Source organism: Paracoccus seriniphilus, assembly GCF_028553745.1.
Classification (GTDB): Bacteria; Pseudomonadota; Alphaproteobacteria; order Rhodobacterales; family Rhodobacteraceae; genus Paracoccus; species Paracoccus seriniphilus.
The window spans coordinates 58,110-81,195 of the sequence record NZ_CP067130.1 but is presented as its reverse complement, the minus strand read 5'-3'; the positions used below and the strand labels follow the sequence as shown (position 1 = coordinate 81,195).

General features: G+C 58.9%; 21 protein-coding genes. 2 read left to right on the top strand and 19 right to left on the bottom strand.

The window, feature by feature from the left end; genetic code table 11:
* Window positions 1-73 precede the first annotated feature (73 nt).
* The 5 genes from JHW44_RS14030 to JHW44_RS14010 form a co-directional block, all read right to left on the bottom strand.
* Window positions 74-823 (bottom strand): amino acid ABC transporter ATP-binding protein, encoded by a 750-nt coding sequence (locus tag JHW44_RS14030; RefSeq protein WP_089345949.1) that lies wholly within the window; start codon window positions 821-823, stop codon window positions 74-76.
* A gap of 11 nt (window positions 824-834) precedes the next feature.
* On the bottom strand, window positions 835-1,665 hold the full coding sequence (locus JHW44_RS14025) for an amino acid ABC transporter permease (RefSeq protein WP_245847451.1): 831 nt from the start codon (window positions 1,663-1,665) through the stop codon (window positions 835-837).
* Between the two features lie 46 nt (window positions 1,666-1,711).
* A complete protein-coding gene (locus JHW44_RS14020) occupies window positions 1,712-2,467 on the bottom strand; it encodes an amino acid ABC transporter permease (RefSeq protein ID WP_089345947.1) in 756 nt (251 codons plus the stop codon).
* A 19-nt stretch (window positions 2,468-2,486) separates the two neighbouring features.
* Window positions 2,487-3,323, bottom strand: coding sequence for a transporter substrate-binding domain-containing protein (locus JHW44_RS14015; RefSeq protein ID WP_089345946.1), 837 nt, complete (start codon window positions 3,321-3,323; stop codon window positions 2,487-2,489).
* A gap of 95 nt (window positions 3,324-3,418) precedes the next feature.
* Window positions 3,419-4,969: a sulfatase family protein gene (locus JHW44_RS14010; protein ID WP_089345945.1), complete on the bottom strand. Its 1,551-nt coding sequence runs from the start codon at window positions 4,967-4,969 to the stop codon at window positions 3,419-3,421.
* A 120-nt stretch (window positions 4,970-5,089) separates the two neighbouring features.
* Here JHW44_RS14010 and JHW44_RS14005 point away from each other — a divergent pair, with 120 nt between their 5' ends.
* Window positions 5,090-5,977: a LysR family transcriptional regulator gene (locus JHW44_RS14005; RefSeq protein WP_089345944.1), complete on the top strand. Its 888-nt coding sequence runs from the start codon at window positions 5,090-5,092 to the stop codon at window positions 5,975-5,977.
* 363 nt (window positions 5,978-6,340) lie between these two features.
* Here the strand turns inward: JHW44_RS14005 and JHW44_RS13995 are convergent, their stop codons facing one another.
* The 14 genes from JHW44_RS13995 to JHW44_RS13930 form a co-directional block, all read right to left on the bottom strand.
* Entirely contained in the window at window positions 6,341-6,610 is a 270-nt protein-coding gene (locus tag JHW44_RS13995; RefSeq protein WP_272850326.1) for a hypothetical protein, read from the bottom strand.
* 164 nt (window positions 6,611-6,774) lie between these two features.
* Window positions 6,775-7,029, bottom strand: a complete 255-nt coding sequence (locus JHW44_RS13990) for a helix-turn-helix domain-containing protein (protein ID WP_245847443.1) — start codon at window positions 7,027-7,029, stop codon at window positions 6,775-6,777.
* A gap of 962 nt (window positions 7,030-7,991) precedes the next feature.
* On the bottom strand, window positions 7,992-9,422 hold the full coding sequence (locus tag JHW44_RS13985; protein ID WP_089345941.1) for an NAD-dependent succinate-semialdehyde dehydrogenase: 1,431 nt from the start codon (window positions 9,420-9,422) through the stop codon (window positions 7,992-7,994).
* Between the two features lie 26 nt (window positions 9,423-9,448).
* Entirely contained in the window at window positions 9,449-10,756 is a 1,308-nt protein-coding gene (locus JHW44_RS13980; protein WP_089345940.1) for a TRAP transporter large permease, read from the bottom strand.
* Window positions 10,749-11,300 (bottom strand): TRAP transporter small permease, encoded by a 552-nt coding sequence (locus JHW44_RS13975; RefSeq protein WP_089345939.1) that lies wholly within the window; start codon window positions 11,298-11,300, stop codon window positions 10,749-10,751. The genes JHW44_RS13980 and JHW44_RS13975 overlap by 8 nt, the downstream gene beginning before the upstream one ends.
* A 54-nt stretch (window positions 11,301-11,354) precedes the next feature.
* Window positions 11,355-12,500 carry a C4-dicarboxylate TRAP transporter substrate-binding protein gene (locus tag JHW44_RS13970; protein ID WP_089345938.1) on the bottom strand — a complete coding sequence of 382 codons (1,146 nt, stop codon included), beginning with the start codon at window positions 12,498-12,500 and terminating at the stop codon, window positions 11,355-11,357.
* 54 nt (window positions 12,501-12,554) lie between these two features.
* Window positions 12,555-13,550 (bottom strand): zinc-binding dehydrogenase, encoded by a 996-nt coding sequence (locus JHW44_RS13965; RefSeq protein WP_245847440.1) that lies wholly within the window; start codon window positions 13,548-13,550, stop codon window positions 12,555-12,557.
* Between the two features lie 539 nt (window positions 13,551-14,089).
* The gene (locus tag JHW44_RS13960) at window positions 14,090-15,439 is read right to left on the bottom strand and encodes an MmgE/PrpD family protein (RefSeq protein WP_089345936.1); all 1,350 of its coding nucleotides are present in this window, start codon (window positions 15,437-15,439) and stop codon (window positions 14,090-14,092) included.
* Window positions 15,440-15,527: 88 nt separating this feature from the next.
* Window positions 15,528-16,511, bottom strand: a complete 984-nt coding sequence (locus JHW44_RS13955; protein ID WP_089345935.1) for an NAD(P)H-dependent flavin oxidoreductase — start codon at window positions 16,509-16,511, stop codon at window positions 15,528-15,530.
* A 54-nt stretch (window positions 16,512-16,565) separates the two neighbouring features.
* Window positions 16,566-17,396, bottom strand: coding sequence for an HpcH/HpaI aldolase/citrate lyase family protein (locus JHW44_RS13950; protein ID WP_179217798.1), 831 nt, complete (start codon window positions 17,394-17,396; stop codon window positions 16,566-16,568).
* Window positions 17,397-17,464: 68 nt separating this feature from the next.
* Complete coding sequence (locus JHW44_RS13945) at window positions 17,465-18,100, bottom strand: 3-oxoacid CoA-transferase subunit B (protein WP_089345955.1); 636 nt, start codon at window positions 18,098-18,100, stop codon at window positions 17,465-17,467.
* An 11-nt stretch (window positions 18,101-18,111) separates the two neighbouring features.
* Complete coding sequence (locus JHW44_RS13940; RefSeq protein ID WP_089345933.1) at window positions 18,112-18,777, bottom strand: 3-oxoacid CoA-transferase subunit A; 666 nt, start codon at window positions 18,775-18,777, stop codon at window positions 18,112-18,114.
* A gap of 22 nt (window positions 18,778-18,799) precedes the next feature.
* On the bottom strand, window positions 18,800-20,653 hold the full coding sequence (locus JHW44_RS13935) for a TRAP transporter permease (protein WP_272850336.1): 1,854 nt from the start codon (window positions 20,651-20,653) through the stop codon (window positions 18,800-18,802).
* A gap of 170 nt (window positions 20,654-20,823) precedes the next feature.
* Window positions 20,824-21,906 (bottom strand): TAXI family TRAP transporter solute-binding subunit, encoded by a 1,083-nt coding sequence (locus JHW44_RS13930; protein WP_272850335.1) that lies wholly within the window; start codon window positions 21,904-21,906, stop codon window positions 20,824-20,826.
* Between the two features lie 226 nt (window positions 21,907-22,132).
* On the opposite strand from JHW44_RS13930, the gene JHW44_RS13925 reads away from it, so the two are divergent.
* A complete protein-coding gene (locus JHW44_RS13925; RefSeq protein WP_089345932.1) occupies window positions 22,133-23,059 on the top strand; it encodes a LysR family transcriptional regulator in 927 nt (308 codons plus the stop codon).
* The last annotated feature ends 27 nt before the right edge of the window (window positions 23,060-23,086 follow it).

Sequence of the window (23,086 nt, the reverse complement as noted above, 5' to 3'; positions counted from 1 at the left end):
TTGCGACAGAACCAGTTAATGTGACAAGGCCCGCGACAGACACAGCGACTCTCGAATTTTTGTGCCGTTCATTTCAGAGAACCTGCGACAGGAATTCCCGCGTGCGCGGGTCGCTTGCCATCTTGAAGAATTCGGCCGGGGGCCCATGCTCGACGATCACGCCCTTGTCGGTAAAGTAGATGTGGTCGGCGACTTCCTCGGCAAACTTCATTTCATGGGTCACGAGAATGCAGGTCATGCCTTCGGCCGCCAGATCCTTGATCGTGATCAGCACCTCCTTCACCGTCTCGGGGTCGAGTGCCGCGGTCACTTCGTCGAACAGCATCACATCCGGCCGCATTGCCAATGACCGCGCGATGGCGACGCGCTGTTGCTGACCACCCGACAATTCGCCCGGATAGCTGTCTTCCTTACCTTCCAGCCGGACCTTCTTGATCAAGGCGCGCGCACGCTGTTCGACCTCGGCCTTTGGTTCTTTCAAAACCTTGATTGGTGCCATCATGACGTTTTGGAGGGCGGTCTTGTGCGGAAACAGATTGTACTGTTGAAAGACCATTCCCACCTTTTTCCGCAGCGCCAGCTTGTCGAGCTTGTCGTCGTGCACCTCCTGCCCTTCGACAGTGATCGAACCACCCTGGATGTCATTCAATGCGTTGATGCACCGGATCAACGTTGATTTGCCCGAGCCCGAAGGCCCGATGATGCAGATCACCTCGCCTTTCATGACGTCGATGCTGACGCCCTTGAGAACCTTGAAAGTACCAAAGGATTTATGGACGTTGTGAATCGAGATGATCGGTTGGTCGGGAGTCCAGTTGGTCATGTCAGTGTCTCTCAAAACTTTACGGCAAAACGGCGTTCAAGCGCGATGGTCATCCGTGCGATCGGGTAGCAATAGGCAAAGAACAGAAGAAGGGTGTAACCGTAGAAGGGAACCAGCAATTCGGGATAGTTGTTCTCTGCCTCCATCGCCTGGCGCGAGTAGGTAATGATTTCCCCAACCCCCAGCAAAGAACACAGCGGCGTGGCCATCGTCAGGATTGCGTACCAGTTCATCCATGGCGGGATCATTCGCTTGAAGCATTGCGGCAGGATGATCTGCCACATGGTTTGCGTTCTGGTGAAGGACAGCGCTTCCGCAGCTTCCCATTGGGCGGAAGGCACGGATTTCACCGCTCCCCGCACGATTTCGGAAATGTTTGCCATGACCGGGAGAGACAGGCCCACAACGGCTTTCATCCACGAAGGGATTGGTATGACAAAACCGAAGATGACAATTTCGTAAGGAAACGCCAGCAGGACGACGAACAGCAACACCAGCCATGGCGAGTTTCTGAACATCTGAGTGACAAAATAGGCGATCCGGCGCAAAATGGTGATCTTGGACAACTGCGCCAATCCGAGGGCGGCACCGGCGAATGTCCCGATCGCCATGGCAAAGATCGAGATCAGGACGTTGAACACGAACCCCTGCAAGGTGATGAAGGGGATCCAGCGCCAGAGCGCCTTGAATGCGTCGCCCAGCCCGTAGTTGCCGCCTTGCGCATATGCGACAGCCGGCCAGAGCATCAGCAACAGCACGATGTGTCGTGCCCGGATACTGGCCAACCAGCGAACGAGATACATCTCGTCGTAGGCTGGACCTCGCGGACGAAACGGTTTCATCACCGGAAGGTCCGTTTGCCTGCCCGACGCAAGGCCTGGAATGGAATTAATTGCCATATCCGGGGATCCTCATGTTTCTTTCCCAAGTGTTCATTCCGAAAACGAGCACACCGACAAGCGCAAGGTAGGTGACGAGCAACAACAGCATCGTCGGGTTCTGCGCAGAGGGGTAATCGTTCCAGACAGACACGGATTCATAAAGCAGTTCGGGGACCGCTACGGCGTAGGCCTGCGTTGTGGTTTTCACCAGATTGACCAGATTGTTGTTCAGTGCGGGAATGGACACCCTGAGCGAGAGCGGAAACACCACGTAGGCAAAGGTCTGCAGGTTTCCCATTCCCAGGGAGGTTGCAGCCTCGCGCGTGGTGTTCGGGACCGCCTCGATCCCGGCGCGGAAAATCTCGACGTTGAAAGCTCCGGCAAAGAACGACAGGGAGATTATGGCCCAGCCCACGTTGGAGATGATGGGTTGTTCGGTCCAGCCGTCGGGGCCCACCACCACGGGGGTGAATTGTCCCAACGCGAAATAGAAGAACAACAATTGCACCAGCGGCGGCGTGTTGCGAAAGAACTGGATGTAGCCCTGAATAAGGGATCGAACCAATGCGTTCTTGCTGCCTTGCAGCAACGCGCCAACTACGCCGATGACGACCGACAGCAGAACGCAGGCGATGCTCAGCTTGATGGTCATCCACAGGCCGGTCAAAATTCGATCGGCCTGCCTTGCATCGTAAAGCCAGATGAAGTTCCAGCGGGGGTAATCATCCGCCAATTGTACGAAGAAGTCTTCCAAGCCGTTCATGACGGAAGTCGCCCCTCTCTTATTCTGCGGGAAGGTGGTCTTTGAACTTCTCGGCCTGCTCAGCTAGATAGGCTGTCTGCCGGATGCCCCATTTGTCTTCCAACGCGATCAGCCTGCCTTCGCGGTGCCAGTAGTACTGCATGCCCGACATGAAGCGCCCGAAGATGCAGTTTTCTTCAGCTTTCGGAACCGCGAGCCCCCATGATGCGGCGTCCTCGGTCGGCAGCGGCATTTCGAAATCTTCCCAGTCACCGGTGGCGAGGGTCGACATCAGGCCACTGTCGTCAAAGGCAAAGGCCACGCATTTCTTGTCCCTGAGAGCCTGCTTCGCCTCGGCAGTCCCCTGGAAGGCAACGATGTTCGCGCCATAGCGTTCTTCGATGAGCTTGTTGAAAAACGCGCCCTGGACCGCACAGACCGGCTTGTCGCGCAGTTGGACCCATTCCTTGAAGCCAAGCGCCTTGGGCGACAGGATGTTGGTACCGGAGCTGTAGTAGTTCGGGCTGGGAATGCCGACGATCTTCCGCCGGTCGTGCAGGTCGGTCATTGTGGCGATGAACATGTCGATCTGGCCCTGCTCCAGGAATGCCAGGCGGTTGGAGCCGACGACGGGCACTAGTTCGTAGTCGACGCCCATCTTGGCGGCCACATCGGCGACCAAGTCGACCTCCATCCCGACGATGGAGCCATCTGTATCGCGATAGCCCCACGGCTTGTAGTCCGCCTTGACACCGGCGACGAGCTTTCCGCGCTCCATCACCTTGTTCCAGACGTCGTTGGTACATTCCTGGGCAACGGCCTGAACCGGTATCGCCATGGCAGCAAGAGCCGCGGTCAGTTTCATCAGTTTCTGCATAGGTTTTTCCCTGTTGTGGTTTCTTTCACCGGCACGAATGGCCGATTTTTGGTTGCGGGGTTTGAGGCTTCTCATACGGCCCCGCCGGGCCTCGATCAGAAGAAGCCCAGGATGCTCCCGGTTGCCGGAGGTGTGCCGGGCAAGGCAGTTTCCAGTTGCGCCGACAACTGCGCGATGCGCTCACTTTTGCCTCGGTCCGCAAAGCGATTGTCGTGCTCGCCGGGGTCACTTGCATAGTCGAAATATTCACCCCAGTTGTCTTCCTCGGCGAGAGGATAGATGGTGAGGCGGTCGTCGTTGGTGATTATCGTCTTGTTGTACTGGTTGTCGACGGCGCGCGTGTAATACTCGCCGTAAGCGACGTCACGCACCTGCTCTTTTGTACCGTCGATCAGGGGCTTCAGGCTGGTTCCATCGGTCGGCTGTCCCGTGTGTCCTACCAGATCAACAATCGTGTCCTTGAGATCGAGGTGGCTCGTCATCGCGTCGATCTGGCGACCTTCGGGAATACCGGGCCCCGCGACCAGCAGCGGGATCTGGATCAGCTCCCTGTAGGGCATGGGTCCTTTGCGAATGAGACCGTGATCGCCCATCAACTCGCCATGGTCGGAGGTGAAAATGATGATCGTGTCGTCGGTGATCCCGCGCGCTTCCAGTGCGGCGAGTACCTTGCCCACGCAATCGTCGATCATGTTCATCAGGGCGTGGTTGTAGGCGATGATCTTTCTCAGGCTCATTTCGCCGAAAGCAGTCGTATTCTGCCAGCTGCCCTGCTCGATCGGGAAGGTCCCGGCGTCCACGAAGTCCTTGTAGGTCGTCTCACCGTTCGACCCGTCGGTCCAGATTTCATCCCGGATGTAGTTGGGCATCTTGTCCAGCTCGCCGGTGACCGCCCTCGGCATCGGCATGTCGTTGGGGTCGAAGCGGTCGCAATATGGTGCCGGCGGGCACCAGGGATGGTGCGGGTCAGGCGTTGACATGAACAGGAAGAACGGGTTGTCGTCGGTGTGCTTCTCGATGTAGTCCGCCGCGCGGTCAGCCATCCAGTGATTGTAATGCAGCTCCGCCGGAATGCTGGCCTTCCAGAGTTCTTCCATCTCGTCGGGTTCGTCATCAAGGCTGTTTTCTGGCAGGTACAGGTCCGCCGCCCCCGGATGGTTGGTGTTCAGCCAGGTGGCATAATGCCCGCCCCGTGCAGTCGTGAAGGAATCGCCGATCACGAAGTCGACCTTGTCGAAGCCATAGAACGGCCCGTCCCACCCTTCGCTTTGCGGCAGGGTCCAGAAACCGTTCGATTCCGGCAGGCCGTATTCGGCAGGCGCATGGGTCGGCTGGAAGTGGAACTTGCCCAGGCCGTAGGTGCGATAGCCGGCCTTCTTCAGCACATGCGTAAAGTGTTCCTTGGACGGGTCGAGGATCAGACCGTTGCGGGTCATACCGTGGTGGCGAGGGTAGAGCCCGGTGAACATCGACCCCCGGCTCGGCGCGCATATCTGGCAAGGCGTGATATGGTTGGCAAAGGACGTGCCCCTCTTCGCGATGCTGTCGATATTGGGCGTGCGCGCGACCGAGTTTCCGGTGCACCCCAGACCGTCAAAGCGAAGCTGATCGGTACAAATCATTACGATGTTGGGAGACTTGGGCATGTTCTTATCCAGTTGGTGATGGTTGTCGCGCTGTTACCAAGATTAGAGCGTGACAATTACCTAGCGTCAAATTAATTTAAGTCGGCATAAATATTAGACGTTCTAATAATTTGGATTCTCATGCAACAGCACCAAATCGTCGGGTTTTATCACCTGATCAAGCTCGGCAGCTTCACCAAGGCGGCCGAGGCGACCTACCGGACACAATCGGCCGTGACCCAGCAAATACGCGCGCTGGAACAGGAATTGGGCTGCAAACTGGTGGAGCAGGTTTCGCGCGGCGTCGTCGTGGCGACCACGGAAGGCAAGGAGTTGTTCCAGTTCGCCGAGATGTACATGCGCGAACAGCGAGCCGTTGTGGAACGAATCCACGACATCAGGGACGAGACCGAAAGGAAGCTGGTCATCGCGGCCCCCATCGACACGATGTCCAAGGTTTTGCCGTCCTACGTGAAGGCGTTCTGGAAATCCCGGCCGGATGTGAAGCTGCGGCTGATCGAATGTTCAATGGACGCGGTGGTCAAGGGCATCCGCTCCCAGGAATTCGACTTGGGGCTAGGGCTGCTCACGCATGTGCCGTCCGACCTGACGCAGATCAGGTGGCTGCCGATGCATCACTACATCATCGCCCACGATAGCCACGACATCTGGAACACGCCGGTCAACCTTGAATCCATCTCCCGGTACAACCTGATCCTGCCGCCGATCACCGAATACGCACAAACCGGAAGCGCGCTGCTGTCTGCTCTGTCGAAAAAGGGATTGCCGTTCAACGTGACGCTAGAAGCATCCAGCAATGACCGATGTATCGAGTATGCGCGCAATGGGATGGGCATATTTTTTGCCTTATGTTGTGACGAAATGTTGGTCGACCTTCCCAAAGACATGCGCACCAAGAAGCTCCAGCACTTGTTTCGATCAGAAAACATTGGGGTATTCTTTGATGGCACCCGTAAGCTGCGCTCCCGAGATGAACAGTTCCTAGATCAATTGGGGCTTGATCGATGAAACGCATTCTGAATCCGAGCCATGGCCTTTTTGACGTCTGGGCATTGCCAACTTGTTTGCAGTGCAGCGCTTGGTTCGGCGTTGGGTGGCCGCGACCGAGGATTGCGTTGTTCCCGGCAACAGGTGAACGGCCCCCATCATCGTCCCGATCAGCCGTTCGATGTGCCCTCCGAAATGAGGGCTTCCCGGTGGCCGATAGACCAAATCGATCCCCCATTCCGCGCATGCCGACCGAAAGGCCCGCGAGCGGAAATCGCGGCCATTGTCGACGTGGAGGCTGAGCGGTTTGCCCTGCGCGGGCCAAGGAATATTGCACCTCAATTCCCTCAGAAGTTCCGCCTTCGGGGCAACCGCCTTTGTCAGTCAAAGCGACACGGACAGACGCGAAGGGGCCTCCAGAGAGGTGTAGTATCCAGTTACCATCCGCGTTGCGATGTCGATCGCCAGCGTGACCCAAGGCCGGCCAATTGGTTGACGCTCAAGACTGTCGACAAGAATGATGTCCGCGGGCGTATGGTCGATTTGCACGATCTCGAGTGGCTGACTGGCCTTGTTCTCGCCTATGACTGGCGCAAATTTCTGACCGGCCGCCTTTGCGCCCTCCCGTGCCTTCGCAATTTCGCGGGTATCCATCGCATCCAGACGACGCAGAACCGTCCGCCGTGTCTGCGGCTGCAAGCCTTGTTGCCAGCAGGCGCTGCGGATCTCTGTCACAACACGCGACAGGCTAGATCGCTCCCGGCGCAAGAAATAGAGGCGAAGATGCTATTCGATCACCGCTTCGACCTTGCTGGATATCAAAACCCTACCTGTCGGGCGGCCCCGCTTCCGCGGTACCAGAGCGCTGGTGCGCCACCCTCCTCAGCTAGCCGCTTTATCCAACGCCAGACCGTCGCCCTACTGACACCAAGCTCCCAAACGGCATCATTGATGCCACTTTCCAGACTGCCAGTCCCATTGAGACATGCCTGAACGAGAGGGCGCAGCACGACGGCCCTGCGAGCCTCCTCAGCACCAACGGCAGCGGAGTCCTCGCCATCATCATCATCCATCGACATTTGCCGAACAAGTCTGTGAACCCTGTTTCGGGTTTAAGGGCAAAGTGTAGCCGTTGATTTCGTTGGATTTCGCATCTCACAATTAGGGGCTACGCGACACCGACCGATGGAGGCGCCGGAGACGAGTTGCGCACGCGCGCCTCCGTCAAAGAGTGCAAAAGCCGTGTCGCCCTGCCGCCCGTTGTAGGGCGCGGGACGACCGCCGATGGTAATCTCGTCGAGCTCTGCGCCTCGATGCCCGTCGCGTCCCAAACCGGGACCATGCGCCAGGCATCTGCTTGCTCTGTCACAGGAGCTGCGGGCGCAGGCGCGTCGGTGCTGTGCAGTGTCGGGGCATTTCCGAACAGCACCTGTCGCCGTGCGTCATCAAGCGTTTCGAGTGCCGCCACGCAGGGGGCATCACCGTCCGTCTAACCGGTCAGGGGGGTAATCCCCCCCCCGACGCTCGGGAAGCCGCGATATCAGTTGGAACGAGGACATCTGCATGGCAAACAAACTGTATCAAAACAACAGATCAACTTTGAAATGTTCAGGCCCTCACAGCCCAAATTTGACGCACAGATACAGAAAAACAATGAGTTAAAGCTAAATGTTGCGGTCAGGGTCGGGGGTTTTATGCATTTCGCTGACGTTCCCGTTGGAAAAGAAACGGTAGGCAGCCCTGGTGTTCGAGCAGTCCAGCAATGCCAATCGGGCGGTTACGATGAAACCGCAGACCTGTTCCGCCCTCGCCGCCACAAGATGACCGCCTCCGCATACCGTCAGAACTTCGCCACCGCGTTCGAGCGCTGGAACGACTGCGCAAACAGCATGGCCGCGTGAAAGGCGGTAGCGCACAGCCACCTTCGACCGCGGGCAACAAATTGACGATCCCGAGTTGCCTGAACCGGAACCAGGGCCTGAGAATGGTTTCGGTTTGCCGGAGCGCATATTCGCCGCGCTCCGGCCTTTTTGCTTCAGGATTTCTGGGTCACCAGCTTTGTGAACAGATAGGTTTCCACAGCTTCCGATCCACCCTCGGAACCAAAACCGGAATCCTTGACCCCACCCAGAGGCAGTTCGGGCAATCCCAGCGCTGTGTGGTTGATCGCCAACATCCCAGTTTCCACCTGATTTTGAAGTATCTGCGAAATCCGAATCGAGGTCGTATAGGCATAGGCTGCAAGCCCATAGGCCAGACGATTTGCTTCCGTGACGGCTTCCTCGATCGTATCGAATTGCGCAAGCAGTGCGACCGGCCCGAAAGGCTCTTCGTTCAGGATCCGGGCTTTGACGGGGACATTCTCAAGAAGCGTCGGCCGGTAGAAGAAGCCGCTGTGATCCATCCGTTCCCCCCCGGTCAGCAGAGTCGCTCCTTCGGAAACGGCCTCATCGATGAGCGTGCCGACCGCCTCGATCCGGCGTTGGCTAACCAGCGGCCCCATCACGGTTGCCGGATCGATCCCCGGTCCGGTCACGATCTTATCGACCTCTTTACGCAACTGCCTGACAAAGCGATCATAGATTCCGCGCTGCACCAGAATTCTGGTCGGCGAAATGCAAACCTGCCCGGCATTGCGGAACTTGAAGGCAGCGATGCTGCGAGCCGCGTCCTCGATGTCGGCATCATCAAAGACCAGAACCGGACTGTGACCGCCCAGCTCCATCGTGATGCGCTTCATATGCCGTCCCGCAAGAGAGGCAAGTTGCTTGCCGACCGGGACCGAGCCGGTAAACGAGACCTTGCGAATGGCGGGATGCGGGATCAGGAAATTCGAAATGTCTGGCGGATTTCCGTAAAGCAGGTTCAACACCCCTGCCGGCAGCCCGGCCTCTGACAACACTTCGGCGATAGCCGCCGGACTGGCCGGTGCGTCCTCTGGCGGTTTGGCGACGACGGTGCAGCCTGCGGCAAGCGCCGGGCCGACCTTGCGGACTAGCTGCGAGACCGGGAAATTCCAGGGCGTAAAGGCCGCAACCGGCCCGACCGGCTGCTTAAGCGCCAGTTGCATTACATCCGGACTGCGCGGAGGGATGACCCGACCATAGACGCGCCGCGCTTCTTCGGCGAACCAATCCAGAATATCTGCCGACGAACGCAATTCCGTTTCGGCTTCGGCAATAGGCTTCCCCATTTCCAAGGTCAGTATCGCGGCCACCTCGGCTGCACGTTCCCGCAAAAGTGCGGCAGCGCGTTTCATGATTGCCGCACGTTCCATGGCCGGGGTGTCGCGCCACAGCGGAAAGGCCCTTTCAGCTGCGCTTACAGCTTCCAGCATATCCTCTCTGGTCGCCACGGCATGGTGACCCGACACTTCGCCCGTGGCGGGATCATGCACCTCGTTTCGCGCACCGTCCGACGCGGGACGCCAGGCACCATTGATGAAGAGTTTCGTATCCGTAAGCATGAAGTCGTTCCTTCGTGATCGGTAAGTCAGTGCAGAATGTTTTGTGTGAAGAGGATGATTCCGGGGAAGGCCACCAGCAGCGCGATGATCGCGAAATCCGCGAAGATGAAATAGGTCACGCCCGAGAATATCTTTCCGATCGAGATACGCTCTCCCATCACGCCTTTCAGGACAAAGACATTCAACCCGATGGGAGGGGTGATCATTCCGATCTCAAGGAGCTTTGCGACCAGAACGCCAAACCAAAGCAGCTCGATGCCTGCCGCTTGGACAAGTGGCAGCAAGATCGGCAAGGTCAGCAACATCGCACCGATCGGTTCCAGGAACATTCCCAACACCAGATACAGCAGCGTGATCGCCAAAATCAGCAGAAGAGGCGAAACCCCCAGCCCCAATACGCTGTCGGCAATTGCATCGCTGACACCGGAAAAGGTGAAAAATCGCGTCAACATGCTGGCCCCGACAGCAATGATGAAAATCGAAGAGGAAATGGTCAGGGTCTCCATCAGCGAGGACCAGATTCCTTTCAGCGTCATTGATCGGCGCGCAAAAGCGATCACCAGGGACATTGCCGCACCGACCCCGCCTGCCTCGGTCGGTGTGAATATCCCGGTAAACAGGCCGCCAAACACACCGACAACAAGCGTCAGAACCGGCCAGACCTCTCGCAAGACCGCAAAGCGTTCCGCCCACCCGACATGCTCCTCGATTGCCGGGGCCAGCGCGGGGTTGAGCTTGACGCGGATCACGATCACCAGCGTGTAGGCCACAACAGTGATCAGCCCGATCACCGATCCGGCCAGAAAAAGCTGGCTGACCTGAACCTGCGCGATGATGCCGTAAAGAATGAACAGGATGGATGGCGGGATCAAGGCCCCGATGGTGCCTGCCGCGGCGATGGTGCCCGTAGCAAGACCCTCGTCATAACGATAGCGCAGCATCTCGGGCGCGGCGATGCGCCCCATGGCAGCCGCGCAGGCAATGGAAGAGCCGGTAACAGCGGCAAATCCGGCACAACCCAGAACACCCGCCACCGCCAGCCCGCCGGGCAGCGCCGAAAGCCACATCCGCGCAGCCTTGAACAACCCCGTCGTCAGCCCGGCATGATAGCAAAAGAACCCCATCAGGACGAACATCGGGATAGAGGACAGATGCCAGGTGGCGGTGAAATTATAGGGGATATTCCCCAGCGCGCCCCAGGCAGCCTTGTATGAAACCAATTCCGAGATGCCCATGAAGGACACGCTGATCAAGGCGATCGCAATGGGAACGCGCAGGGCAATCAGGGTCAGCAGGATGGCAATTCCGGCGAAACCAATCTGGATATCAGTCAATGGAAACACCCTCACTGCTTGCCTGCGCCTGTCCCGGAGTGAGGGCCGAAGGATCCTCGGCGCGCATCACATAGGCAATGAGCCGCCACAGGAACACCAGCGCCAGCAAGGCTGTGCCTGCCGGCAGGATGAAATAGGATGGCCAGATGGCTATCTTGACGCCCTGTTCATAGCTGAATGAACCGATGGTATATTTCTTGACCGCCTCGCCCCAGCTTGCCCAGGCCATGGCCGCAAAAACGACGGCCCCCAAAGCGGTTGAAAACATGGCGAGAATACCGCGCAGCGTGCCCGGAAGTACATTGTAGAGAATTTCGACCGAAATATGTCCGGTCAGCCGCTCCACCATGGCAAGCGGCAGGAATGCTGCGGCAACCATATAGTATTGTGAGACAATCTGAATCGTGCCGGGAAGCGGTTGATTGAAGACGAATTTGCTTATCACATCGGCCGTGATGTGCAGCATCATCAAAAAGATGATGACCGCACCAATCCCTCCGTAAACCGCGATGATCGCCCGCAGAAGCTTGTCTGTTTTTTGCATTGCAGCCTCTTGGATATCAGCGTGGCGCGCCGGTGTTTCGACCCGCCACAGCCATCAGTTCATGCCATAGGTTGCGGCATCCATTTTCGAGAACACCTCGGTCCAGAGCAACTCGGTCATTGCATCCTTGTCGTTATGGCTATCTTCCGTCAGACCTTTCCATTTCTCGATCAGACCGGCGATAAGATCGTATTTCTCATCGACATTCTCCAAACCGTAGTCGTTTTGGAAACTGGCCTTGATGACCGCAGCGTCATCGCGAACGAATTCCTCGGTCGCCTTGGCCATCGCCTCGGGCCGCTCGATGATCTCGGTGCCGTTCTGGCGGGCCTTCTCGATATCCTGCTCGGCGGCGCGGTGATAGTTGACGGTGATGGCCGCCGCGTTGAAAGGTGCCAGCCGCAGCATTTCCGAACGCTGCTCTTTCGACAGCGATTGCCAAGTATCAAGGTTCACGTTCATCGCGCCAACGCCAGCGAAGCTCCCCCCAGGCAAACCGAGCGTGATGTATTTGGTCACATCGAACAGCTGGAAATTGCCCAGTTCAGGAGCAGAGAACATCGTGCAGTCGACAACGCCCTGCGACATGGCTTCGTAGATATCATTGGCAGGGATCGAAACCTTGGTGGCTCCGAAATTCTCAGCCCAACGGCCCATCGCGTCCACCGAGGACCTCATCTTCTTGCCCTTCAGGTCTTCGATGCTGCGGATCGGCGTCGTACAAAGCTGCACATATTCTGGTGTGCCGATAGCCCCCAGGAATATCTGGTTCTGCGCCTTGTACTGCTGTTGGCATTCATCGCAATGCAGCATGACATATTCGGTCATCACGCCGGCCATGACGGCCCCCGAGGACTTCGCGGGCGTTCCGACGGTTGCCAGCATCGACATATTTGCCGGAAGGTTTGTTTCGGAATATTCGGCTGCGTAATAGGGCGTGATGATATAGCCCGCATCAGCCAAGCCGTCGCGCACACCCGGCGGTGTTTCCTTCAGATCCAGAAGCGAAAGCTCATAGATCTTCAATTCAAGATCCGTTTCCGCTTTCAGTCGGTCATTGAACTCATGAAGACCATCGGTCACGGAACCGCCAGGTGGAAAGCCGATCGCATAGCGCAGCGTCTCGGCCTGTGCCGCATCGCCCGGAAAGGCAGCGTAGAGAATTGTCGAAAGAAGCGCCAAGGCTTTGTAATTCATCATTTTATATTTCCTCCCATGTCGTGATTTCAGGGCCGGTGACGGCCGCAGAACATGTCAACCATTCGCCAGAATGGCGCGGCCAATCACTTTTCCCGTTTCCAGCAGGTCCAACACCTCGTCGGCTTGGGTCAGCAGATATGATTTTGTCGGAATAGGTGTGATGGCGCCGTTGCGAGCAAATTCCATCAATTCTCCGAATTCGGACAACGAGCCGGTATAGCTGCCACGAACGGTAACGGATTTCAGCGGCAGCATCGGAATGGCCCAGGGTGTCGCCCCGCCGAACAGCCCTACAACGATGATCGTCGCGCCTTTGCCAACCACATTCATCGCGAATTCGGCTGTCTGTTCGGCACCGACAAAATCAATCACGGCAAGTGGCGCGCCCCCGCAGGCCCTGTGAACCTGCTCGATGGCATCCGCGTCCGTTGGATCGATGGCCGCCACCGCGCCCGCCGCCAAGGCCGCCTCACGCTTGTCGCGAGCAAGATCCACGACCACAGGCATTTTCAGCTTTTGAGCCTTGAGGAGTTGCAGGCACATCAGTCCGAGCCCGCCGCCACCGATCAGGACAGGCGTATGCGTGCCGGAAGTGGACGATATCTTTTTCAGCGCGGCATAGGTGGTCAGACCCGAACATCCCAGCGGCGCAGCAATTTCCGGAGCCAGATCACCTGCATCGAACAGATATCTGGGATGAGCCACGCGGACCTGAGTCGCGTAGCCTCCATCGCGATGGATGCCCAAAAACTGTGGCTGTGTGCAAAGCTGTTCTTCTCCGGCGGCGCAGAAATCACATGTACCGCAGCCGCCCCAAGGATAGACGACATATGCTTTTGACATATCGACCGGCCCGGCATCCGGCCCAACCGCAGCAACGACACCCGCCACCTCGTGCCCTGCGATCTTCGGAAGCGCAACGCCACGTTCAGCATAGTTCATGCGGCGTCCATGCCCAAGATCGAAGCCCCCCTCACGAATATGCAGATCCGTGTGGCACACCCCTGCGGCCGTCACATTGATGATGACCTCGGTCCCCTGCGGAACCATGTCGGGTCGCTCCTCCCCCTCAAGTGACTGACCAAATACCCGAAGACATTGGCAATACATATTTCTTTCCTCCCAGACAGTAATTCCGACACTGAAGATATGCGGGCGGGCATGGGCCAATGACCCCGCAGCCCGACCTCCAACATTCCCCCAGGTGCCGGATCAAATTCGAAGCCGTCGCGCCAGCACGATAGACTTGTCGTCCCCAATGACCCCAGCGCCGCACCAGACCAACAAGACCGTTCAGCGGGTCTGTTTCTCTGCACCCCGACAAGAATCATTCGCAAACATGGGCCTTTCATCATTCTCCATAATAAATAACATTCGGCAAGGAAAATATTGTCAGTTCTTGCGTTGCCGCCGCGCCAGCAGCCCGCAATCTGAACGCGCGCTATTTCTGCGAACCAAAAAACGGCGGGAATTCAGATCAGGAGGACCGGTTGCATCGCCCGTCCGATCAAGAGGTTGCACAGCAACCGCTATGGACTGCGAAAATTCACGCTGAAGGCAGGGCAGCGGCCCTGAAGGATTTTGGGGTCCTAGGGCGCAAATGCCCCATCTGCCCCGACACGGCCAGTCTCTGAACCAATCAGCTTCAGAAATCTCACCAAGGACTTCTGTTCCGATCCCAATTCTGAAACCACAGCCCAAAGATCGCCCGCATTTCTGAAGCCGAGCAGAGTCGCCGCCTTGGCGCGCAGACGTTGTTGGACAGTGACAGGGTCGACATCGGCAAGAATATCGTGATGCGCCTCCAGCGTTTTTCCGGCCGCAACCACCGATATCCAGGCCTCGCTGTCGGTCAGGCGGTCGTCGGGTTGGACCGTCACAAGATCGCGCAGCGCCATAAGGTCACCCCTCATGCAGGTTGCGTCGCTATAGACCTTCAGCGATGCAGTATCGACACCTGACAGCATCATCGCTGCGGTCAGGCGATAGCTGAACTTTGCCTGCAGGCCTGTCTCAGGTTCTCGCTGATTGCAAACCGCCAGCCAGCGGGGATGCGTGCGGATCGTGACGCTTTCGATTTCATCGGCCATCAGGCCCTCCGCTCGCAGGTTTCGCGCGGCTTCAAGCATTGCATGCAGGCCGTGGCAACAGGCATGGAATTTATATGAGATATGCGGAAACACCCAGTCACTCCCAAGTCCCGCTAGCGCCGTGGCATCAGCATTGCCAGCATGGGTCATCGCGAATCCTTGTGCGCCTTCCAGCGCGTCCGGCGCAGAGGTCGCACCCGCCCGCGCCAACGAGGCCGAGATGATCCCCACCTCGGCTGCAAAACCCGCATTCAACGGCTTTCCCATGGTGCCAAACTGGCTTTTCAACCCGGCGGCGCGCGACGCGGTCAGGCGAAGAGCCTCGGCCATCCTCTCGGGACCAAGGCCGAATGCGCGCCCTGCCGCCGCAGTCGCCCCAAAAGCACCGGAAGTTCCGGTCTGGTGAAATCCGGCCTCGTAATGGGACCGCCCCAGCCATGCGCCAATCCTGCAAGCAGTTTCCAGCCCCACCGCCACGGCATCCAGAAACACACTCTCCCCCGCCTGTGCGGTCTCAGCAGCAGCAAGCGCGGCAGGAATGACCGCCACACTTGGATGGCCGATATGGCCGAAATGCGTGTCGTCATAGTCGAGCGCGTGGCTTGCTGCCCCATTGGCAAGGGCGGCCATCGCGGCGCTGGCGCAACCACCTCCAAACAATGTCGCCCCCGACGAGGCCGCAGCGGTTTCCCGCACCATCCTCCGGACAATGCGTGCCACTGGTTCCTCCCGTCCGGCAATGCCAACCGTCGCCCAGTCGAACAAAGACAGACGCAGGAAGTTACGCATCCGCTCGTCCTGAACTGTTGAGGTCGAAGCAAATCTGGCAAGGGTTTGTGCAACTGTCATGAGGTCCTTCACTACAATATGTACTGGGTGGTCTCGGCGTCGCGACCGCGCCGAGCCGACAACGATGCAGTAACGTCGGGATCTTCCATCAGCCGCAAATTGCGGATTTGGCCGCCTGATATTCCCGCGCCAGCCGTGCCACGATGACAGATGTCGGCTCCACACTCCGCGATTGTGCCACGGCCTGTCCGGCGCTCCAGACCTGGGACCATGCCTTGGGACGATCAGGGGCCGACTTGTCGGCCATCCGGCGCGGCTGCGCCAGCCTTGCCTCGTCCGTATCGACTCCCGCCGCCTCTATGCTTTGCGTAAGGTAGTTTGCATATGTACCTGAAAATAAAGGAGTATACAGAATTTCTTCCGAGTTGGACCCGATGATCATCTGTTTGTGGCCCTGGGGCGCGATCGCTTCTTCGCTGGGAATGAACACCGTCCCGGCATAGGCAAAGTCACAACCCAATATCTGCGCCGCGAGTATCGCGCGACCATTTGCGATGGCTCCCGACAGGGCCAGCGGCCCGTCGTAAAATTCGCGAACCTCCTCGACCAGTGCAAAGGGACTGAGCGTGCCAGCATGTCCCCCGGCACCGGAACAGACAAGCACCAGCCCATCAACTCCTGCCGCCACCGCGCGGCGCGCATGACGCGCCTTGACGACATCATGAAACACCAGACCGCCATAGCCATGCACCGCTTCGACCACCTTGTCGGGCGCGGACAGCGAGGTGATGACCAACGGCACCTCATGGCGCACAATGGTCGCCAGATCCTCTTCCAGACGGGTGTTATATGTGTTGACGATCAGATTGACGCCAAACGGTGCCGGAACTTCACCGCTGTCGCGCCGATACGCATCGAGGCGGCGCTTGATCTCGGTCAGCCAGATGTCGAGTTGCTCGGCAGGTCGCGCATTGAGCGCCGGAAACGTACCGACGACCCTCGCCTTGCATTGCGCCACCACCAGTTCGACGCCCGAGGCGAGGAACATGGGGGCGCCGATCAAGGGCAATTTCAGACCCGGCCACAAGGCCGCAGCCCGGTCCTGTTTTGCGACATGGCTTTGCTCATTCATGCAAATCTCACTTTCCTGATGCTCTGTCTGGTGTCGGGCAGGCCGTGCTGCCCCTCAGGCATCACCGGCATTTCCTGTGGAGGCCTGGGCCAACCTTGTCTGGGCGCGAAGGAAAAGACGTTTGGCGCGGGCCACGACCGGCGAGCGCAGCATCTCATCCGCGACATCCGGCGGCGCGCCATCTTCCGCTGCAAGCGCATTGCGCGCCCAATCGAGATCCTGTGGCACAATGCTGAATCCGGTCTGCGCCGGCACCAGCTGTCGAGGATGGATCAGACATTTGCCGCCAAATCCCAACTCGCAGGCATGCATTGCATCATCCGCAATGGCGGCCGCATCCGTGACCGTCACCGAGACACCATCAAGGGGCGGCGGGCGTTCCGCCAACCGTGCCGCTTGCACGATGCGGCTGCGCAAGGGCAGCAGGGCCAGACGTGTATGCGCGCAGCCCAGATCTTCCGAGAGGTCGATTGAACCAAAGGCCAGACGATCGGCCGCCTCGGCGATTTCCTCGGCCCGCGACAACCCCTTGACGGTCTCGATCAGCGCGACGATCTTCTGCCCCGGACCCAACGCCGCGCGCAGTTTGTTGATCTGCGCGGCACTTTCGCTTTTCGGCAGGAACACCCCTTCGACCCCGGACATGCGCGCAAAGGCCACATCGTCCCGATGCCAGAGTGTCCCCACACCATTCACACGCAGGAAGAGCAACACCGAGCGTTCCTGTGGCATCGCGCTTTGCGGAATGCGCCGCACCGCCGCCTTGCTGTCGGCTGGCACGGAATCCTCAAGGTCTATGACCACGGTATCGCTGCCCGCCCTGCAAGCTGCAGCAAAGGCGTCAGGACGGGCAGCCGAGACAAAAAGCGGGAAGCTCAGATCCATGCCATTCCCCCGCCAACGTGGCATTTGGTGCTGCGAGCCGCATTCATGTATCGGCATGATCTTGTCCTTCAGGTCAGAATTCTGGCCCCGGTCACCGCCTGAACTTCTTCCAGGCGGTTGCCTGGTGTCAGTTCGACAAGGCGGAAGCCGGCCGGCGTCACATCCAGAACCGCAAGTTCGGTATAGACACGACTTACGACCCCAAGACCGGTCAGCGGATAGCTGCAGCGTTGCAACAGCTTTGGCGTGCCATCACGATTCCTGTGCCGCATCATCACGAAGATCCGGGGCACTCCGACGACAAGATCCATCGCCCCGCCGACCGCAGGCGGATAGCTTTCGTCCAGCGTCGCCCAGTTCGCCAGATCGCCGTTTTCGGCCACCTGATAGGCGCCAAGAACGGCAATATCGATATGCCCGCCGCGCATCATGGCAAAACTGTCCGAATGTTCAAAATAGGAAGCGCCGGGCGCGGCAGTGACATAGCGTTTGCTGGCGTCAATCAGTTCCGGATCTTCCTCGCCCGCGGCGGGCACCGGCCCCACGCCCAGAATCCCGTTTTCCGAGTGATAGATCACCTCGCGACCTTCCGGCATATGGGCCGAGACATGGGTCGGCTTGCCGATCCCCAGATTCACATAGGACCCATCGGGAATATCCTGCGCCACTCGCGCGGCCAGTTCGGCATCGCTCAGCGCATGCAGATTTATGACGGTCATGCCTGCACTCCGCATTCCACGACGCTCTGGACAAAGATGCCCGGCGTCACCACATGTTCAGGATCAAGCGGGGTCGCACAAAGCTGCCGCACCTCGGCCACCGCATGTCGCGCGCCCATCGCCATCACCGGATTGAAATTGCGCGCTGTGGCGTGAAAGCCGAGATTGCCCCACCGGTCTGCACGCTCGGCATGCAGCAGCGCGAAATCCGCGTGTAGCGGCAACTCCATAACATAGCCGCGCCCGCCGATCACGCGGGTCTCCTTGCCCTCTGCCAACAGGGTTCCATAGCCGGTCGGAGTCAGAAAGCCGCCCAGCCCAGCCCCTGCTGCGCGGATGCGCTCGGCCAATGTACCTTGAGGCACGACTTCCAGCTCGACCTCTCCGGTCTGATATCGTTTTTCGAACCAGATCGAACCGGGGGTGCGCGGATAGGAACAGATAACCTTTGCCACGCGTCCGGCCTTCAGCAGCTTGGCGATCCCGGTCTCACCGGCACCGGCATTGTTCGAGATCACCGTCAAGCCGCTGGCACCCTGCGCCAACAGCGCATCAATCAAGGCAAGGGGAATACCTGAAGATCCGAAGCCTCCGATCATCACCGAAGCACCGTCGGGGATTGGAGCGACCGCAGTTTCCAGGTCGGCCACACTCTTGTCCATCTCGTTTCTCCTGATTTCTGTCTTACGCCCTGACGGCGTTTCTGCGGCGCCCGAGCCCGCGATTCACAACGATCACTGCCATCAGAATTCCCGCCCCTGCGAGGCTGGTGGTCAGTTCGGGAAAAAGGATGAGAACGCCACCAAGGGCAAAGGCAGCCCGGCTCAGCATGCCGATCTGGCCTACCTTGTAGATCCAGGCCTCGAAGGCCGAGGTGATCGCCCAGATTGCCACCAGGGTCAGCAGGACACGTTCAAAGATCTGCAACCATGTCCCATCCATGATCAGCGCGGGATCATAGACGAAGATGAAGGGCAGCACGAAAAGCGGCATCCCCAGACGCATGGCGTGCAGCCCGGTCTGCATCGGTTTCGACCCGGCCACATTCGCGGCGGTAATGGCGGCCAGCGCGACCGGCGGGGTAATATAGGACAGCATTCCCCAGTAAAGGATAAACAGATGGCTGGCGATCGGGTTGAGCCCGGCCTGCACAAGAGCCGGAGCCAGCAGGATCGACAGGAAGATGTAACAGGCCGTCACCGTCATCCCCATGCCCAGGACAAAACTGGTCACAGCCCCGGCAATCAGCATCAGCGCCGTGTTCCCTCCAGCATAAAGCAGCAACTCGCGTGAGAATGCACCCGCAACGCCGGTATAGGACAGACCACCGACAACAAGACCAATCCCGGCCAGAACCGCAACCAGACCGGCGATATTCGTCGAGATGTCAAACAGCAGTGCCTTGGCCCGGCCAAATGTCAGACGGGTATTCTTGTTGAACGCGGTCGCGACCACCATCACCACCGAGGCATAATATGGAGAGCGCGCTTCCATACGCAGCCCCATCAGTACAAAGATCAGAACGGCGAGGCTCAGCAGATAGGGCCAGCCAGATTTCAGCACCGGCCAGATTGCGGGCATCTCGTCGCGCGGCAGCCCCTTGAGCCCACGGCGCGCCGCATACATGTCGACCTGAAAGAGCAACGCGATATAGAACATCAGCGCCGGAATGATCGCGGCAATGACGATGCTTGAATATTGCACCCCAAGAAACGAGGCCATGACGAAGGCGACTGTGCCCATTACCGGCGGCATCAACGTCGCGCCAGTCGAGGCGCAGGCCTCGACGGCAGCGGCATAATAGGCCGGATAACCGACCCGGCGCATCGTCGGGATCGAAAACGGTCCCGAGGTCAGAATATTCGAGATCACGCTGCCGGAAAGAGAGCCGAGAATGCCCGAGCCCATTACCGCAACCTTGGCGGGGCCACCCCGGCTGTTACCCAGCAACGCGGATGCAAGCTCCATGAAAAAATCGCTGCCCTTCGTCGCGACAAGGACCGAACCGAAGATTACAAAGCCGATCACCAGTTCCGCGACGACCTGCATGGGAATGCCGATGATCGACTCGACGCCCAGTACATGCGCGCGAACGGTTCCGATTAGCGAATATTCGGTCCCCCAAAGGAAACCGGGCATGTAATCGGCATAAAGCGGATAGGCTCCGAACAGCAGCGCCGTGGCCAACAGGACCGGCCCCCCCGCACGCCGCACCCCTTCCAGAACAAGCAGGATCAATATCGACGCCATGACATCGGCCAGAAGCGGCGCATCATATTCCCAGCCCTTCTGGATGATGTCGAGCCCATGCGTGCCAAGCCAACCGGCGCTGACCAACGCCGCGACTGCAAGTACCGGGTTCAGCCACCGATACCGTCGGGGATACATCGCACTGACCGGCAGGGTCAGGAAGGCCAGGGCCAGAAAGATGCCGATCAGATAGTAGAGATAGGCATTCCCCAGAGGCTGGAACCCGAACAGGTTCAGCAGGAACTGCTGGTTGATCGCCATCACGAGGCCAAGCGCGCCCATCACCATGACGATCACGCGGATGGACTTCTGTCCGGGCAAGGGCGGCGGAAGGATAGCGGCCTGGCCGTCCGGCATCGCGACATCGGTGGTCTTGTCGGAATCCATGGTTTCTTCCTGATCGAAGCAAGACGATCCCCCGGCGCGGTCCGCGCCGGAGAATATGTGAGAGCAGCCGCTTAGTTGAGACCCGAGACGAGCTCGGCGCGCCGGGCCATCCAGGCCTGCGAGAACTCTTCATCGGACAAGGCTTCATTCTGTGGCAGAAACTCCTCCCACGCCGCCAGCAGCGCATCCATGCGGGCAATCCGTTTCTCGTTCCAGGCATCATCCTCTTTGGTCCAGATGCCCTTTTCCTTCAGGTAGCGAATGGCGCCTTCGTGGAAGGGCACATCGATGGCGGGCTTGCCCGACTTTTCAAGCGTCCAGCGCGACATGGTGGCGGTGCCGTTCTTGTAAAGCTCGTAGCTCTCATCGAGCGACTTGATAAAGGCATAGACATCATCCGCCGATTTCTCGGCCGTGGTCGTGATCACCGGATAGCGATAGGCGGCCATCTTGGCGATCTCGCCTTCCTCGAGACCGGCGGCAACATCCTCGTCCGACGGGCTCATGATCGGCAGCACCTTCAGCAATCCCTCCCAGCCGGCGGCATTGTCTGCCTCCAGTGGCGCATAATGGATGCCCCTCGGGCTTTCGGCCAATTCGTAAAGCTGACTGGTCGTGGGCGTCGTGCAGGTGGCGTCGGATTCGTTGCGGGTCATCGACGCCATCGCCGAGCCATAGGTCGGAAAGGTGACCACTTCGACATCGTCCAGCGTCAAGCCGCCAAAGGCGAGGATCGCCTCGCATTTCACATTCACCGAGGGGTTCCCGGCAACGAAGGCGATGCGCTTGCCGCGGGCGTCCTCGACATTCTCGATCCCCGCATCTCCCGCCGCAATGAGCGTGATGCCTGCCGGACGGCCTGCCACCGCGCGCAGCTCACGCGGGCCCCAGTCGCGCGTTGCGAAATCAAAGGCCCCTTCGGCAACAAAGAACGCTTCGGTCGCGAGGAATGCGTAATCAGCGCGCCCTTGCAGCAGTGGTTGCAGACGTCCGATTCCACTGCCCGATGGCTGGATGCGCACACGGGTGCCAAACTCCTTGCCGAACGCATCGGCAATCGCAGAAGCTTCGGCATATCCTGCCGACCCAACGTCATAAGATGTCCATACCATGGTTTTCGGCAGGTCCTGCGCCCAGGCACCAAACGCAGTCATTGTCACTAGACCGCTGACAGCGACCCCGAACTTGAATCCGGTTTTCATGTAATTCTCCCTGTTCTCCCAAAACGTCAGCGGGTCGTTCTTTTTTGCGACCTGCATCCCCGATCAGGCGATGGCTTGCCCGGCAGGATTGACGCCTTCCTCCATAACTGAGCTTGGCGAACTGGAAGACATGATTCAAATGCATTATAAATATATCAGCGATACATATGAGGCATGAATGGATTTCCGGCAGTTGCGCAACTTCATCCAGGTGGTCGAGCTGAGCAGCATCACCGCCGCCGCCGAACGTCTGAACATCGCCCAGCCCGCCCTCAGCCGTCAGGTCAAGGCATTGGAGGAAGAACTCAATGTCGCGCTGTTGCGCCGGCATGGTCGCGGGGTCATGCCCACCGAGGAGGGAATCCGGCTGGCACGCCGGGCAAAAGCGATCCTGGAGGATGTCGCGGATATGGCCGGGGACATTTCCGGCAATCGTGCGCCACTTTCAGGCACCGTGACGCTTGGCCTGCCGCCCACCGTGTCCGAGATACTGGCCACGCATCTGATCGAACGCACGATGGACCGCTATCCCGAGGTGAAGCTGCGGATCATCTCGGGTTTCAGCGGCCATGTTCAGGACTGGCTGCTGCGGGGAAAGATCGACCTGGGGGTTGCATATGAGGACCAAAAATCACCTTCGATCAAGGCCCAGCCGATCATTCTCGAGCAGCTTTTCCTGATCCAGTCCGCCGAGAAAGAAGGTGATCGTGATGGCGTGCCGATCCCGATGCATGACGCGCTGACGAAACCCTTGATCCTACCCAATCCCGAGCATGGTTTGCGCCGCCGCGTCGAATCCATTTCGCAGGATGAGCGGATCGATCTCGAGGTGGTGCTCGAGATCGACATCCTGCCGACGATGCTGGCTTTCGTCGAGCGCGGGCTGGGCAGCACGATCCTGCCGCTGATCAGCGTGATCAACCATGTCCGCGACGGACGTCTGATCGCCCGCCCCATCGTCAGGCAATCGATCGACCGGACACTTGTGTTGATGACCCCTCTGAACCGGCCCGGATCGCGCCTGACCAGCAGCTTTGCCGAGTTCCTGACATCCGAAGTCCATGCCATGGTCGCCACCGGTCAATGGCCCGGGACAACGCTCTGAAAAAAGACATGCATATGGGGTATAGCC

Excerpts from the sequence above, each read along its gene's own strand:
- JHW44_RS14005 (WP_089345944.1), top strand. The coding sequence starts at position 5,090 with ATGCAACAGCACCAAATCGTCGGGTTTTATCACCTGATCAAGCTCGGC.
- JHW44_RS13990 (WP_245847443.1), bottom strand. The coding sequence starts at position 7,029 with ATGGATGATGATGATGGCGAGGACTCCGCTGCCGTTGGTGCTGAGGAG.
- JHW44_RS14025 (WP_245847451.1), bottom strand. The coding sequence starts at position 1,665 with ATGAAACCGTTTCGTCCGCGAGGTCCAGCCTACGACGAGATGTATCTC.
- JHW44_RS14020 (WP_089345947.1), bottom strand. The coding sequence starts at position 2,467 with ATGAACGGCTTGGAAGACTTCTTCGTACAATTGGCGGATGATTACCCC.
- JHW44_RS13930 (WP_272850335.1), bottom strand. The coding sequence starts at position 21,906 with ATGACTGCGTTTGGTGCCTGGGCGCAGGACCTGCCGAAAACCATGGTA.
- JHW44_RS13970 (WP_089345938.1), bottom strand. The coding sequence starts at position 12,500 with ATGATGAATTACAAAGCCTTGGCGCTTCTTTCGACAATTCTCTACGCT.
- JHW44_RS13965 (WP_245847440.1), bottom strand. The coding sequence starts at position 13,550 with ATGGTTCCGCAGGGGACCGAGGTCATCATCAATGTGACGGCCGCAGGG.
- JHW44_RS13995 (WP_272850326.1), bottom strand. The coding sequence starts at position 6,610 with ATGGATACCCGCGAAATTGCGAAGGCACGGGAGGGCGCAAAGGCGGCC.
- JHW44_RS13950 (WP_179217798.1), bottom strand. The coding sequence starts at position 17,396 with ATGGATCTGAGCTTCCCGCTTTTTGTCTCGGCTGCCCGTCCTGACGCC.
- JHW44_RS13975 (WP_089345939.1), bottom strand. The coding sequence starts at position 11,300 with ATGCAAAAAACAGACAAGCTTCTGCGGGCGATCATCGCGGTTTACGGA.
- JHW44_RS13955 (WP_089345935.1), bottom strand. The coding sequence starts at position 16,511 with ATGAATGAGCAAAGCCATGTCGCAAAACAGGACCGGGCTGCGGCCTTG.
- JHW44_RS13935 (WP_272850336.1), bottom strand. The coding sequence starts at position 20,653 with ATGGTGATGGGCGCGCTTGGCCTCGTGATGGCGATCAACCAGCAGTTC.
- JHW44_RS13985 (WP_089345941.1), bottom strand. The coding sequence starts at position 9,422 with ATGCTTACGGATACGAAACTCTTCATCAATGGTGCCTGGCGTCCCGCG.
- JHW44_RS13960 (WP_089345936.1), bottom strand. The coding sequence starts at position 15,439 with ATGACAGTTGCACAAACCCTTGCCAGATTTGCTTCGACCTCAACAGTT.
- JHW44_RS14030 (WP_089345949.1), bottom strand. The coding sequence starts at position 823 with ATGACCAACTGGACTCCCGACCAACCGATCATCTCGATTCACAACGTC.
- JHW44_RS14015 (WP_089345946.1), bottom strand. The coding sequence starts at position 3,323 with ATGCAGAAACTGATGAAACTGACCGCGGCTCTTGCTGCCATGGCGATA.
- JHW44_RS13925 (WP_089345932.1), top strand. The coding sequence starts at position 22,133 with ATGGATTTCCGGCAGTTGCGCAACTTCATCCAGGTGGTCGAGCTGAGC.
- JHW44_RS14010 (WP_089345945.1), bottom strand. The coding sequence starts at position 4,969 with ATGCCCAAGTCTCCCAACATCGTAATGATTTGTACCGATCAGCTTCGC.
- JHW44_RS13940 (WP_089345933.1), bottom strand. The coding sequence starts at position 18,777 with ATGGACAAGAGTGTGGCCGACCTGGAAACTGCGGTCGCTCCAATCCCC.